This is a genomic window from Bradyrhizobium sp. LeoB3 (assembly GCF_055456055.1).
In genome coordinates this window covers 14,856-27,512 of sequence record NZ_JBVBEF010000045.1, presented here as the reverse complement: position 1 = coordinate 27,512, position 12,657 = coordinate 14,856, and the positions used below count along the sequence as shown (strand labels likewise).

The 12,657-nt window shown below is 60.6% G+C and carries 12 protein-coding genes and 1 tRNA gene; 9 read left to right on the top strand and 4 right to left on the bottom strand.

Going from position 1 to position 12,657, the window contains the following annotated elements; all coding sequences use genetic code 11:
• Nucleotides 1–122: 122 nt before the first annotated feature.
• Nucleotides 123–368 (bottom strand): hypothetical protein, encoded by a 246-nt coding sequence (locus ACZXDY_RS25790; protein ID WP_464347444.1) that lies wholly within the window; start codon nt 366–368, stop codon nt 123–125.
• 415 nt (nt 369–783) lie between these two features.
• Here ACZXDY_RS25790 and ACZXDY_RS25785 point away from each other — a divergent pair, with 415 nt between their 5' ends.
• The 3 genes from ACZXDY_RS25785 (at nt 784) to ACZXDY_RS25775 (ending at nt 4,148) form a co-directional block, all read left to right on the top strand.
• Nucleotides 784–1,086, top strand: coding sequence for a BA14K family protein (locus ACZXDY_RS25785; RefSeq protein ID WP_464347443.1), 303 nt, complete (start codon nt 784–786; stop codon nt 1,084–1,086).
• 228 nt (nt 1,087–1,314) lie between these two features.
• Nucleotides 1,315–2,379 (top strand): ketopantoate reductase family protein, encoded by a 1,065-nt coding sequence (locus tag ACZXDY_RS25780; protein ID WP_028167223.1) that lies wholly within the window; start codon nt 1,315–1,317, stop codon nt 2,377–2,379.
• Nucleotides 2,380–2,945: 566 nt separating this feature from the next.
• Nucleotides 2,946–4,148: an MFS transporter gene (locus ACZXDY_RS25775; protein ID WP_464347442.1), complete on the top strand. Its 1,203-nt coding sequence runs from the start codon at nt 2,946–2,948 to the stop codon at nt 4,146–4,148.
• Here the strand turns inward: ACZXDY_RS25775 and ACZXDY_RS25770 are convergent.
• A complete protein-coding gene (locus ACZXDY_RS25770; RefSeq protein WP_464347441.1) occupies nt 4,145–4,279 on the bottom strand; it encodes a hypothetical protein in 135 nt (44 codons plus the stop codon). The genes ACZXDY_RS25775 and ACZXDY_RS25770 overlap by 4 nt on opposite strands.
• A gap of 179 nt (nt 4,280–4,458) precedes the next feature.
• Between ACZXDY_RS25770 and ACZXDY_RS25765 the strand changes: the two genes are divergently transcribed.
• From ACZXDY_RS25765 to ACZXDY_RS25750, 4 genes are all read left to right on the top strand, one after another.
• Nucleotides 4,459–5,235, top strand: coding sequence for an alpha/beta fold hydrolase (locus ACZXDY_RS25765; protein ID WP_464347469.1), 777 nt, complete (start codon nt 4,459–4,461; stop codon nt 5,233–5,235).
• A gap of 119 nt (nt 5,236–5,354) precedes the next feature.
• Complete coding sequence (locus ACZXDY_RS25760; RefSeq protein WP_464347440.1) at nt 5,355–5,780, top strand: OsmC family protein; 426 nt, start codon at nt 5,355–5,357, stop codon at nt 5,778–5,780.
• 770 nt (nt 5,781–6,550) lie between these two features.
• Nucleotides 6,551–7,447 (top strand): HamA C-terminal domain-containing protein, encoded by an 897-nt coding sequence (locus ACZXDY_RS25755; protein WP_464347439.1) that lies wholly within the window; start codon nt 6,551–6,553, stop codon nt 7,445–7,447.
• Complete coding sequence (locus ACZXDY_RS25750; RefSeq protein ID WP_464347438.1) at nt 7,444–9,570, top strand: DEAD/DEAH box helicase; 2,127 nt, start codon at nt 7,444–7,446, stop codon at nt 9,568–9,570. The genes ACZXDY_RS25755 and ACZXDY_RS25750 overlap by 4 nt, the downstream gene beginning before the upstream one ends.
• A 427-nt stretch (nt 9,571–9,997) precedes the next feature.
• On the opposite strand, the gene ACZXDY_RS25745 is transcribed toward ACZXDY_RS25750, so the two are convergent.
• Both ACZXDY_RS25745 and ACZXDY_RS25740 read right to left on the bottom strand, forming a co-directional pair.
• Nucleotides 9,998–10,074, bottom strand: a tRNA-Arg gene (locus ACZXDY_RS25745).
• A 188-nt stretch (nt 10,075–10,262) separates the two neighbouring features.
• Nucleotides 10,263–11,741, bottom strand: a complete 1,479-nt coding sequence (locus tag ACZXDY_RS25740) for a sensor histidine kinase (RefSeq protein ID WP_130226089.1) — start codon at nt 11,739–11,741, stop codon at nt 10,263–10,265.
• Nucleotides 11,742–12,113: 372 nt separating this feature from the next.
• On the opposite strand from ACZXDY_RS25740, the gene rpmH reads away from it, so the two are divergent.
• Together rpmH and rnpA are read left to right on the top strand one after the other, a co-directional pair.
• Nucleotides 12,114–12,248, top strand: coding sequence for a 50S ribosomal protein L34 (gene rpmH, locus ACZXDY_RS25735; RefSeq protein ID WP_008542748.1), 135 nt, complete (start codon nt 12,114–12,116; stop codon nt 12,246–12,248).
• A gap of 26 nt (nt 12,249–12,274) precedes the next feature.
• Nucleotides 12,275–12,655, top strand: a complete 381-nt coding sequence (rnpA, locus tag ACZXDY_RS25730; protein ID WP_464347437.1) for a ribonuclease P protein component — start codon at nt 12,275–12,277, stop codon at nt 12,653–12,655.
• Nucleotides 12,656–12,657 lie beyond the last annotated feature (2 nt).

Sequence of the window (12,657 nt, the reverse complement as noted above, 5' to 3'; positions counted from 1 at the left end):
TCACCTCGGCGGTCGAGGTAACGCCGTCTCGCGTCACTTCAACGACGCGCGAGGTTCGCGCGTCGTTACATTGGAGCGGCACAGTGGCTTTCAAGCAAAGCCGGCTCAACTGCAGCTTTCACTCAGTTGTAACCGCTGGTGCCGGCTGACGAACCGCCGAATTGAGAATCGCCAGTACCGCTCAACGTGGTCGGACCATCCGGATCGCCGTTCGGATTGCCGTAGTTCGGATGCAGCATAACCGGCGGGGCAGCCTCTCTGTATACAGGATAGCTCCTGACCATCGGTTCATGACGCGCCGTATTGGCAAAAGCGTACGTGCTTGAGAGCATGGACGCGGCGACCAATGCTACCATTGCGACTTTCATGGCTTTGTCCTTTCGAGTGGTGACATAAAGAACGTTACACAAGGAAAGGTAGGGTTCTTTCTCGTCGCCCCCACTAAATTCGCGTTTAGGGACGCTGCGCAACCAGCACAAAGAAGTGCTGGCTACCGACATAGCGTGAAAGCACTTTGCTCGCGTTTCGCTGCTTCGTGATGATGGTCACGCCGCGGATTCGGTCGGCGCTCGGCAGCGCTGCCGCCGTCAACTCGAGTTGAGAATCGTAAAGCAGAATTTAGTGGGATGCGCGCGCAGGCCACTTAGATCTTGAATCGAAAGATCCGAGCATTCGGACCACCCAATACGAAAAACTCGCGTTTGACCGCGCACCGCCCGACGGTGCGTCTCGCGGGATCGCGCGCGCCGATCGGGTTTTCGTATCGACCGATGGAGAATTTCGATGACCTCACTCAAGATCCTCGCGGCCGCGGCGATGCTATCGGCAGCAGCCGCAACACCAGTATTTGCTCAGGCCGCCATCCAGGAGCCCGGACTGTACGCGTTCTATCATCCCAATGCAGACATCCTGAACGGCGGCGCGCCCACGCCCGCGGCCAAGCTGGAGTCGGGACCACCTTCTGTTCTGCAATACTATAACGAAGAGGACAGCGGCATCGGCACCTGCGCGCAGCGCCACCGCTCGTACAATCCCGCGACCGGCACATTCCTTGGCCGTGATGGTCACCACTATCGGTGCGAATGATGCAAGCTGAAGCAGAGACTTCTTCTGCGGACTGAAAACGCGAACCGCTGCGTGATTGTAATGCTCGTCAATTGGCGATAGACAGGTATGCTCCTTGCCCGAAGAGGCCGTCCCCGTCTGATGTAAAGGTTCGGCCCGCGCCGTTCCTTCGCCCAAGCGGATACCCGACGAAGATTCGAGACTGGCTTGGGTTGGGGGCGTTGGAGGAAAACCTTTGGGAGAGGGAGCATGGCGCGCAACGTTCTGATCCTTGGAGCCTCGTATGGCTCATTGCTCGCGACGAAGCTGCTGATGGCCGGTCACAACGTGACCTTGGTTTGTCGCAAGAAGACCGCAGAGCTCATCAATCGCGACGGCACCGAAGTTCGCATCAAGCTGCGTGACGAGCCGACGCACCGCTCGATCTTTTCGCGTGATCTGCCCGGGACCCTGGACGCGTCACCGCCTGCAGACGTCGACCTCTCCCGTTACGATCTGGTTGGCCTTGCCATGCAGGAGCCGCAATACACCAACCACACGATCCGGGTTCTGATGATCAAGATCGCCGAGGCGAAGCTGCCTTGCCTTTCGATCATGAACATGCCGCCCTTGCCCTATCTCAAACGGATTCCGGCGCTGGCGGAGATGGACCTCGAAGAGGCCTATACCAATGCGCAGGTATGGGAACGGTTCAAGCCGGGACTGGTTTCGCTGTGCTCGCCTGATCCGCAGGCCTTCCGCCCACCGGACGAGGCGGCGAATGTCCTTCATGTCGGCCTGCCGACAAATTTCAAGGCAGCGGCATTTGCGGATGAGGCACATAACCGGCTGCTTCGCGAACTGGAGGCGGACATCGACGCGGTGAAGCTGGATGGCCAGGACGTTCCGGTGAAGCTCAAAGTGTTCGACTCGCTGTTCGTCCCGCTGGCCAAATGGTCGATGCTATTGACCGGCAATTACCGCTGCATCACGCCACAGGAGCCGCAATCGATCCGCGACGCGGTGCACGCCGACCTGAAGCGCTCGCAGTCGATCTATGAGCACGTCGATGGGATCGCTCGCCGACTGGGAGCCGACCCGAAGGACCAGGTGCCGTTCGAGAAATACGCCAAGGCGGCAGAAAGCCTTCTCAAGCCTTCATCGGCGGCGCGCGCGGTGGCGAGCGGAGCGCCCTTCATCGAGCGGGTCGACCTGCTGGTGAAGCTGATTTCGCATCAGCTTGGCGCGCCCAATGCCGAGATCGACCGAACCGTGCAGATCGTGGATCAGAAGCTGAACGAGAAGATCGTGGAGGGCGGATCCAGCGCGCAGTGACGTGCTGCGATCGCGGTTCGCGATTGGCGTGCCATTCGGAATGGCGTGCCAAATATCTACACCTTCGAAAATCCTGAGATGACTCCCCAGGGCGCTCGGCTGCCCTGACACCGCCGCCGCTTGCTTTGTCGGTCCGGCGTGGGCGCCATGAGAAGCAGGTTGATTTCACGCCGGCGACACCTCTGCTCGCGAGCGATCCAGGACGAAGGGCTGCGTGCCCGATAGCAATGGCTTGGCCGGGACCTGACCGACATCACGCAGGCATTATTTGAATCTGATGGGATGCATGTCTATTTGATCGATGTCATGTAATTTCAGTGTGCCTGCTCTTGCTCAGGTGCCTCTATCCCTCAGGTCTCAACCTCCGATGAATGACGCGCGCTCCAGCCGTGCCGGACGCATGGAATACATGCGTTGCACACCCTCTGAACATCTCCCCACATCCGTTATGGGATTCGATCGCAGGCGGTAACCGTCAATGATCGAGCCACCGCCATCTGATCGAGCCATTCATCCGATCAAGCCTTAGGGCGATTGAATCGGCATTCCAAAAACTCGGGAAAGATATGGAAAAGCAGAATGCCGCCCCTGTAGGGACCGGCCTTGTCCTGTTCGCGTTAGCCATGGGCGGCTTTGCGATCGGCACCACTGAATTCGCAACCATGAGCCTGTTGCCCTATTTCGCGCCGGATCTGCGGATTGATGAGCCGACAGCCGGAAACGTCATCAGCATGTATGCGTTGGGCGTGGTGATCGGTGCGCCCGTGCTTGCTGTACTGACGGCTCGCTTGGCGCGTCGCAACGTCCTTTTGTTGCTGATGGCCATGTTCGCCGTCGGCAACGCGCTGAGCGCGTTCGCGCCCAGCTATCACTGGATGCTGGCGTTCCGCTTCCTGAGCGGCGTCCCGCATGGGGCCTACTTTGGCACGGCGGCCATGGTGGCAGCCTCGCTGGTGCCATTACACAAGCGGACTCAGGCCGTCGGAAAGATGTTCCTTGGCCTGACGGTTGCGACCGTGATCGGTGTCCCGCTCGCGAACTGGCTGGGTCAGGCGGCCGGCTGGCGCTGGAGCTTTGGCGTCGTCGCTGCGCTCGCCATCGCGGCCCTTTCAATGGTTGCATGGTTCGCGCCCGTCGATCACCCGGCCCCGAAGGCAAGCGCGTTGCGTGAGCTTGACGCATTGAGGCGCGGCCAAGTCTGGCTCACGCTCGCAATCGGCGCCATCGGCTTTGGCGGCCTGTTTGCGGTTTACACCTACACCGCGACGACGCTGATGGAAGTGACGCACGTTTCGCCCGCCCTCGTGCCGTTGGTGCTGTCAGCGTTCGGGCTCGGCCTGACCATCGGCAATATTGTCGTGCCACGGGTCGCCGACCGCGCAATCATGCCGACGGCGGGCGGCCTACTGATCTGGAGTTCCGCCGCGTTGGCTGTATTCCCCTGGGCAGCGTTGAACATCTGGACCATGACGATCGACGCATTTCTCATCGGTTTGGGCGGAGCGCTCGGAACTGTGCTGCAGACCCGGCTGATGGATGTGTCGGGCGAAGCCCAGGCCCTTCCGGCCGCCCTCAACCATTCGGCTTTCAACACCGCAAATGCGCTCGGCCCGTGGCTGGGCGGCCTCGCCATCTCTGCCGGCTACGGATGGACATCGACCGGCTGGGTCGGCTGCGGGCTGGCTTTGGCGGGGTTTGCCATATGGCTGCTGGCGGTCGCAGTCGAGGACAAAAGCGATCGAAGCGCGCCGCGATCCGCGGATGCTTAAGATTCGTGCGCTTGACCGGCCATCGCATCGACCCGGTAGCGCGTTTTCACCTCGGCAACGGCGCGGCTCGCGCTGATCAACTTGCTCGGCAACACCAAGCTCCGTGCGATCCCGAAATCCTTCGCCATCATGGTCAACTATCCTCACGACCACTAAAGCATCGAGAACAACCGCGAGGCGTTCGTGCGTGGCACCTTCGCCGCGCATTGGCCCGGCATCGACGCGTTGATGCAGGGACCTGCTTGAGACCGCGCGGCCATTCCGCGCCATCAAGACGATCCCTCTCGTGATCAAAGGAAGCGACATCACGATGATGAACAGACGAGCTTTTTCAACCGCCCTGCTTGCCGGCGCAGCGGCCTCGCTGATCTCCACACGCGGCATGGCCGCAAACGCAACCCCGCCGAAGGCGCGCAACGTCGTGCTGGTGCATGGGCTGTTCGCCGACGGCTCGTGCTGGTCCGAGGTGATCGCGCGATTGCAGACGGCCGGCCTCAACGCGACCTCCGTGCAGAATCCGCTGACCACGCTGCCCGAAGCGGTCGCATCAGCCGAGCGCGTGCTCGCTCGGCAGGACGGGCCGACGGTTCTGGTCGGCCATTCCTTCTCCGGCATGATCGTCACCGAGGCCGGCGTGCATCCGAACGTCTCGGCGCTCGTCTATGTGGCGGCGCGCGCGCCGGACGCCGGCGAGGACTACACGGCGCTCGCCAAGACCTATCCGACTCCGCCGGCGAGCGCCGGCATCGTGTTCGACGGCGATGAAGGACGGCTTTCCGAGGAGGCTTTCCTGCGCGACTTCGCGGGCGACCTGCCGGAGGCAAAGGCCAAGGTGCTCTATGCGGTCCAGCAGCCGTTCCACAAGGCGCTGCTCGCCGGCAAGACCACCAACGCGGCCTGGCGAGCAAAGCCGAGCTATTACGCCGTCTCGACCGAGGACCGAACGATCAATCCGGACCTCGAACGATTCATGGCCAAGCGCATGGGAGCCAAGACCATTGAGGTGAAAGCGAGTCACCTGTCGCTGATCTCTCAGCCTGCCGAGATCACGCAACTGATCCTGGAGGCTGCCGGCCAACGCGCATGAGGTGAACATAGTTGGGACCGCCGTGCTCTCGACATGATCGAGACCGGGAAGAGACGAGCGGCGGCGCTGCCGCGCTCGTAAGCTGCGGGGCATGCACAACAGGAAAGGATTAAAGACCGATGAAACGTTTCGGATCCGCCGCCTGGAATGGCAGCCTGCGCGAAGGCGAGGGTTCGGTCTCGACCGAGAGCCACGCGCTGGACAACCATCCCTACACCTTCTTCAGCCGCTACGGCGAGAAGCCGGGCACCAATCCGGAGGAGCTGTTAGGTGCAGCGCATGCCGCGTGCTTCACCATGTCATTCGTCAGACAGCTCGGTCAGGCGAATTTCGTGCCGGAGCAGGTCGACAGCAAATCAGAAATCACCATCGAGAAGGACGGCGACGGCTTTTCGATCACCTCGGCGCATCTCACCACCACGGCGAAGATACCGGGCATGGATCACGACACGTTCCAGTCGATCGCCGCGAGCGCAAAAGCCGGCTGCCCCGTCTCCAAGCTGATGAAGGTCGAGATTCAATTTAGTGCCACACTCGTTTCGTGAGGCTGCATGATCGCACAACACCTCGTACCGACAGCGGTCATGCAGGGAATCGAGTGCTTGCGGTTTTGTATCGAATAACGGCGAAGCGTCCCATGCGCCCGGGCGGCAAGACGCAGCGCTTCACGACCAAGGGCGTGCGGTTGATGAAGTGGCGAGCAGGAGCCGGATGAGATCCGGTTCAGCCTGCCGCTTTCATGCCCCAAAACAAAAAAGTCGAAAACAACCCCATGCACAGTAGCCGGTGCGTGGCGAAGCGACCAAGTCCTGCATGAGGCGGCGAGAAACTCTGCTCGCAGCGGTAGCGACAATGCCCATTAGAATTCCAGCGCAGCAAAATTGCGAAATTTGGAGAAATGGCGCGCCACACCGGGTGATGGTGAGAACTATGTCTACTCAATAGCCTTCTAAGGCCCTCCTTTTTGCGAGAGACAAGCCTCCATGCTCTCGAACCTGAGCATCGGTTACCTTGGAAAAGCGCCGATCGAATACTGCGACATCACCAACGACGAGAATCTACGTCAAGGTCCTCGACGGCACCGACCGTGAAAGCTCTGGCGGGCTGGGCTGAAAGTAGTGCACCAAACGGCGAAGGCCGCCGAATGTGGAAGAAAAAGCGACGCCATCCCCGACCTTGAAGAAGAATGTTCTTCTTTTGTTCTATTTGTGTTATGAGTGAATTACTGACTGAGAAAGCTCAAAAATGCTTGCGATTCAGAACTTAATCGCCACACCCTACACGGTTCCATTCGACATTTCCCGGCATCAGCTGCTTGGCGATCGTCATCGTTGCAACGGTTGCACAGACAACCGAGACTTTTGGTATGCCGGTCAAGTACCCAGATCCATTTTTGGAAGTTCGCTGTAGCCAGCTCGCCGAGCCGAACCCCGCAACTGGCCTGTGCGCGGGCTATGACGGCGGAGCATGGCGTCACCAGCAACTCGCCGATCACCTGCTTAACTGGCTTCCGTACGCCGCGCTCAACCAAGAGCATCAGATGGGCTTTGCCAGCCACAATTTCGTTGAGCTGCTGCGCAATGCCGCCGCGCACATCTACAAGACCGGCAAGACGGCCAGCCGCGGAGAGCTTGGCGAACTCCTTCTGCATCTCGCTTGCATCCTGCATTTCAAGACGGTGCCCGTGATGTGCAAGCTTGTCCTGAAAAGCTCGTCGAACGACACCGTGAAGGGGTTCGATGGCGTGCACCTTTTGCCGGTGGGCAAAGGCTTTGAACTGTGGCTGGGGGAATCCAAGTTTTATACCGATGCCGAAGAAGGGATTCGCGACGCGATCAAGTCGGTGAAAGAGCATATCCTTCCGGCCTTCCTCGCGACGGAGAAGGCGATGATCTTTGGCCATGTCGGCAAGGACATTCCGCATCGCGAGGCCGTGCTCACTCTCTTCAAGCAGCAGACGTCTGGCGACAAACTGCTTGCCATGTCCGTGTTCCCCATCCTGGTAACGTATGAAAGCTCGTCGGTATCGGCGTTCACGGAAGTGTCCGACGCCTATTTGAAAAGTCTCACCACAGAAGTCGGAAAACTACGGGCTTACTTCGGAGGCCGCGTTACCGACCTCAAGCTGCGCTTCCAGCTGATCTTCGTGCCGCTCGGCAAGAAGAAGGATTTGGTGGATAGCTTCGACAAGCGATTGGGGGCTTTCACATGAGCGAACTCGAAACGCTGCGTGCGCTTCGGCCCGATCAGAAATTAACCGCCGACTCCGTATTCGGGGCGATCTTTGCCGCAGGGTCGGTCTTAAGCGATGACGACCGAGAGTCCGATACGGCGCTTGAGATCGCGATCCGCCTTCTAGAAGCGCGGCGCAACGAGCAAATCCCGCCCGATTGCGAAGAGCCTATCGAAATGCTGGCCGAGGAATGCGGCCTGTATCCGTATATCGATCCCAAACGTTTCAGCTTGCTGACGCAAACTATCATCGAAGCCCATGCAGTGGAACTGCGCGAGAAGCTTTACCTGCATTCGAAGCAAATGCAGGTACTGCTCTGGTTGCTGGACGGCGACAACGTGATCTTAAGTGCGCCGACCAGCTTCGGGAAAAGTCTGCTGGTCGATGCCTTCCTGGCCCGTAAGAAGCCTCAGGTCGTCGTGGTCATCCTGCCGACCATTGCGTTGATTGATGAGTGCCGCAGGCGGTTCTCGCGAACATTCGGCCCCGACTATCGCATCATTACGACGGTGTCGGATGCGTATATCGCCGATCAACCGACCATCTTCGTCCTGACTCAAGAGAGATTCCTGCAGCGTGGAGACGATGTGCAGATCGATTTCCTTTTTATTGATGAGTTCTACAAGCTCGATCCTGACCGCGGCGACCAGCGTTATGAAACTCTGAATCTCGCCCTGTACAAAGCGCTACCGCGTGCACGTCAGACGTTCATGGCCGGCCCGCACATCCGCGACATCAATCTTGGCGCGCGGTGGAAAGGAAATTTCCGCTTTCTGCGGACCGACTATCGCACTGTGACCGTCAATGTCATCGACCGAACTGACGGCGAGCAACGGTTGACCACGTTTTTGTCCGACCTCAAGGAGGTCGGCGATGACGCGTCACTTGTGTTCACGGCAACGCCCGGCACCGCGCAGACGCTCATGAGCGAAATTCTCGACGCGGATATGAGCTACACCACAAATCTGGGCCGGGACTTAGGGCAATGGATCGCGCGCAATTATCATGCAGAATGGCCTGTCGCTCATGGAAATGAGCACGGTATCGCCATTCATCATGGACGCTTGCCACGGTCGCTCGGCCAGCTCTTCGTACACTTGTTCAACGAAAACGAAATCAAAGTACTAATCTGCACGTCGACGCTGATCGAAGGCGTGAACACCTCGGCGGCAAACGTTTTTGTGTACGACAAGAAGATCGCGCGCGACGATTTCGACTTCTTTTCCTTCGCTAATATCCGCGGGCGTGTCGGGCGCATGATGCGCCATTTTGTTGGCAATGCCTTCCTGTATCACGAGCCGCCGCGCGAGATCGAAACGAAGGTCGAAGTCCCCATCCTTTCGGACCCGGGCAACGCGAGCGATTTCATCGTCATGAATGTGCCGCACGCCGAGCTTTCACCGGCCGGGCAGGCCCGGCAACGGCGCCTGCCGTTCGATACCGGGATCAGCGCTGACGTGCTGAGGGATCATGGGACTATCGGCGTCGAGTTACTGCAGCGTCTCAGCCAACGTATCGATGAGATGCTTGAGGAAGACTCGAGTTCGCTGCTGTTTAATCGCTTTGCGCAGAAGGATCAGCGCATTGCGATCGCCGAGCTCGTTTTGATGGTCGCGCATGCGAAGCGCACGCCGACCGGCATCCATACACCAAAACAGGTTGGCTGGGCGTGGTCACAGCTCCTGTTCTTCAAGTCATCGATGCCGGGCTTCCTGAAATGGTTTGCGGGTACGTTCTTCAAAGATGACATTCCCGCCGGCATTGACGCTGCCTTTCAATTCTTGCAAGCGAACGAATTTAGCTTCCCGCGCACTCTTGCCGCGGTCGAGGCACTCGTTCGGCACAAGATGCCCGACGCCGATTTCAGCTACACAGCCTATATCGCTGCACTCGAATGCTGGTTCAGGCCACCGTGGATGAAGGAACTGGATGAAGCGGGCATTCCGCTTCCATTGGCCGAGCGCCTGTCGCCGTATGTCGGGAATCCTACGGGCCGTCACGACGCCATGAACGCCATCAGGGCCATGTCGCCAACGGCGAGGCAGCGGTTCGATGCTATTGACCATTTTGTTCTGGATCTTGCATTGGCTTGGGTCCGGTAGGTGCAATCTCTATGGGCGGGTCGGCGGATGCACCGTTTAAACAGCCGAAACGCATATGAAGGAGCGGCGTGCATCTTGCACCGATCGCCGCCATGCTTTGAGGCGAATGACCGCCCCGCATGATTCTTAAAGGGCGCGACGAAAGACTGATTTTTCTTTTAGCAACGGGCTGGCCGGTCGAGCGGTGCTTTTAGCAGAAATCAGCTTGTGACGACGGCCTATTCCACGACCTCAAGGGGGCGCGTAGCTACCATACAGAGCCTCATGCGCGACGTCTTTAAGTAGGGGCAAAATCTATCAATCGACCGGAAGCGATTCGAACTTTTCCACCGCCAAACGCCGCCGTTTCTACGCTCCTTCGCACACAGGCTACCGCCCGCGTAGTTTCGGCGGCTCTAGCGTGCTGTGGAGGACAATCGGCGGTATTTGGCGCGCCCGGAACGATTCGAACGTCCGACCCTCAGATTCGTAGTCTGATGCTCTATCCAGCTGAGCTACGGGCGCGTTTTCGCGTGAGGGGCTTGGCCCAAGGTGCATCCGAGGAGGCTCGGGCGCATCAGCGAAAGAGCGCTCTAGCTACAGGGTCCCGGCCCGGTTGGCAAGGTCCGGGATGGCGGTTCGCTGGGTTGATTTGAGCCAAAAGTGGGCCCAGGGAGGTGAAAGTCCGGAGTTTCCCGCTATTCCGGCCCGCCTCACGCCCGTGCGCGCTCGGTGCGGACGATCTGGAGTTCCACCGGGCGGTCGGGGATGGCGATGCGGAAGGTGGCGCCGATGGTGCCTTCGACGAGGTTGATCTCGCCGTCATGGGCGCGGATCAGTTCGGCGGCGATCGCGAGGCCGAGCCCGCTGCCGCCGGGGCGGCCGGACGTCTGGAACGCCTCGAACAGGTGATCGCGGGTCTTCTGGGGAACGCCGGGGCCGGTGTCGGAGACCTCGATGATCGCGACCGTCCCCTCGCGGCGGCCGGTGATGCGGATCTGCTGGGCGCCGCCGTCGGTTGCCGGACGGCTCTCCAGCGCCTGCGCCGCGTTGCGCACGAGGTTGAGCAACACGCGGAACAGCTGGTCCGGATCGGCGTCGATCGCAAGCCCGCGTTCGATGGCGCTGATCCAGGTGATCGAAGCGTCCGAGGCAAGCCCTGCCGATTCGCGCACCTCGACGACGACGGGCTCGACCAGGATCATGCGGCGGTCGGGCGCGGCCTCCTGGGCGCGGCCGTAGGACAATGTCGACTGGCAGAATGCGATGGCGCGCTCGAGTGAGCGCAACAGTTTCGGCGCGAAGCGCTGCACCCTGGGATCAGGGACGCTTGCGAGCTGGTCGGACAGAAGCTGCGAGGAGGCAAGCAGGTTGCGCAGATCGTGATTGATCTTCGAGACGGCGAGGCCCAGCGCCGCCAGCCGGCTTTTCTGATGCAGCATCGAGACCAGGTCGCGCTGCATGTCGGACAGCTCGCGCTCGGCGACGCCGATCTCGTCGCCGCGTTGGCTCGGCACGATGATTCGCGCCGAACTTTCGGGGTTTTCGTGGAAACCGATCAGGCTCGCGGTCAGCCGCCGCATCGGGCGCACGAACAAATAATGCAGGGCGAGATAGACCAGGCCCGCGGTGAGCCCACCGATCAAGAGCGCGACGATCAAGACGTTGCGTGAGAAGCGGTACATCGCCTGCCGCAGCGGCTTCTCGTCGATCACGACCTCGATGAACTGCGCCTGGCCCGGCGCCGGCCCGACCACGCGGATGGTCTGGTCGCCATGCTCCAGCATGATCTGGAACGCATCGACGATCGCCGACCACACCGACATCTCGCGCATGTCGACGTCATGATCGATCGCAGCCGGCAGGTCGGCGCTGGCGAGCAGCCGCCGCTGCTGGCCCATCTTGATCGCCACCGCACGGGCGCCGATGCTGGTCAGGATCTGGCGCGCCAACGATTCCGGGACGTAGCCGGACGGCGCGGCATCGAGCACCAGCGCCGCGGTGTTGGCCGCGGCCAGCCGGTCGTTCAGCCGGTTCATCCGGAAGTTGGCGATCGCGGGCACATAGATCAGCATCCCGGCGATCATCACCAGGGGGATCGTGAGCAGCAGAAGCTTGCCGGACAGGCCAAGCCGGTACACCGGCTGCGCCCGAGACTTCTCCGTCGTCGGCTGATCGTCGGTCACTGACACGATATAGGCCTTCTTTGGCGCATGTTCAGCATGCTGCCGTGCACCATCGCCGGTCAAATTACGGATCGCTAATGTAAGCCGGTTCCATGTGCCCCGGATGCAGCCGGCTAACGCCGGGCCACATAGACAACAACCCCACAGAATCAGGACTATTTCCGCGAATTACGACCTTTCGAAGAACCGCTTTTGCCGCGCTGGCCGACATTGACGAAAAGGAGGCGCTCCCGTATAAGCCGCGCAAATTGTCCGCGATGGCCCGGTTTTGCCGGGGGCGGCTCATTTGGGGCCGCGAATGGCCCATTCTGGGCCGGCCAGCGTCATCGGACCTATCTCAATTCATCGGCAGATTGCCTGTTCAGCGGAGAACGACCCGTGAAGCGGACTTATCAACCCAGCAAACTGGTGCGCAAGCGCCGCCACGGCTTCCGCGCCCGCCTCGCCACGGCCGGTGGCCGCAAGGTCCTCGCCGCGCGCCGCGCGCGTGGCCGCAAGCGTCTGAGCGCCTGAGCCCGGGCGTCTTCCGGAGATTCTAAATGGATCGGCTAAGGCAGCGGGCGGACTTCGTCGCCGTTGCCAATGGCGCGCGGGCGACCAGCCCGGCCTTTGTGCTGCAAGGCCGCGCCCGTGATGATGACGGCCCGATCCGCGTCGGCTTCACCGTCACCAAAAAGAACGGCACCGCTACCGAGCGCAACCGCATCCGGCGCAGGCTTCGCGCGCTGATACAGCGGCTCGACGTCATACCGATGCGGCCACATCATGATTATGTGTTAGTGGGCCGCCGGGATGCACTAACCCGCGACTTCGCGGCCATGCTCGACGACCTCCGCACAGCGCTCCGCCGCCTCGACCGGCAACCGGCCAAAAGCGGCGGCAGCCAGAATAACATAAAGAGCGGCGGCAACCGGAATTGAAT

What these genes read in the sequence shown, in the direction of transcription:
- ACZXDY_RS25775 (WP_464347442.1), top strand. Translation starts at nt 2,946, where the DNA reads ATGGAAAAGCAGAATGCCGCCCCTGTAGGGACCGGCCTTGTCCTGTTC.
- ACZXDY_RS25760 (WP_464347440.1), top strand. Translation starts at nt 5,355, where the DNA reads ATGAAACGTTTCGGATCCGCCGCCTGGAATGGCAGCCTGCGCGAAGGC.
- ACZXDY_RS25750 (WP_464347438.1), top strand. Translation starts at nt 7,444, where the DNA reads ATGAGCGAACTCGAAACGCTGCGTGCGCTTCGGCCCGATCAGAAATTA.
- ACZXDY_RS25790 (WP_464347444.1), bottom strand. Translation starts at nt 368, where the DNA reads ATGAAAGTCGCAATGGTAGCATTGGTCGCCGCGTCCATGCTCTCAAGC.
- ACZXDY_RS25765 (WP_464347469.1), top strand. Translation starts at nt 4,459, where the DNA reads ATGATGAACAGACGAGCTTTTTCAACCGCCCTGCTTGCCGGCGCAGCG.
- ACZXDY_RS25770 (WP_464347441.1), bottom strand. Translation starts at nt 4,279, where the DNA reads ATGATGGCGAAGGATTTCGGGATCGCACGGAGCTTGGTGTTGCCGAGC.
- ACZXDY_RS25785 (WP_464347443.1), top strand. Translation starts at nt 784, where the DNA reads ATGACCTCACTCAAGATCCTCGCGGCCGCGGCGATGCTATCGGCAGCA.
- ACZXDY_RS25780 (WP_028167223.1), top strand. Translation starts at nt 1,315, where the DNA reads ATGGCGCGCAACGTTCTGATCCTTGGAGCCTCGTATGGCTCATTGCTC.
- rnpA (WP_464347437.1), top strand. Translation starts at nt 12,275, where the DNA reads ATGGATCGGCTAAGGCAGCGGGCGGACTTCGTCGCCGTTGCCAATGGC.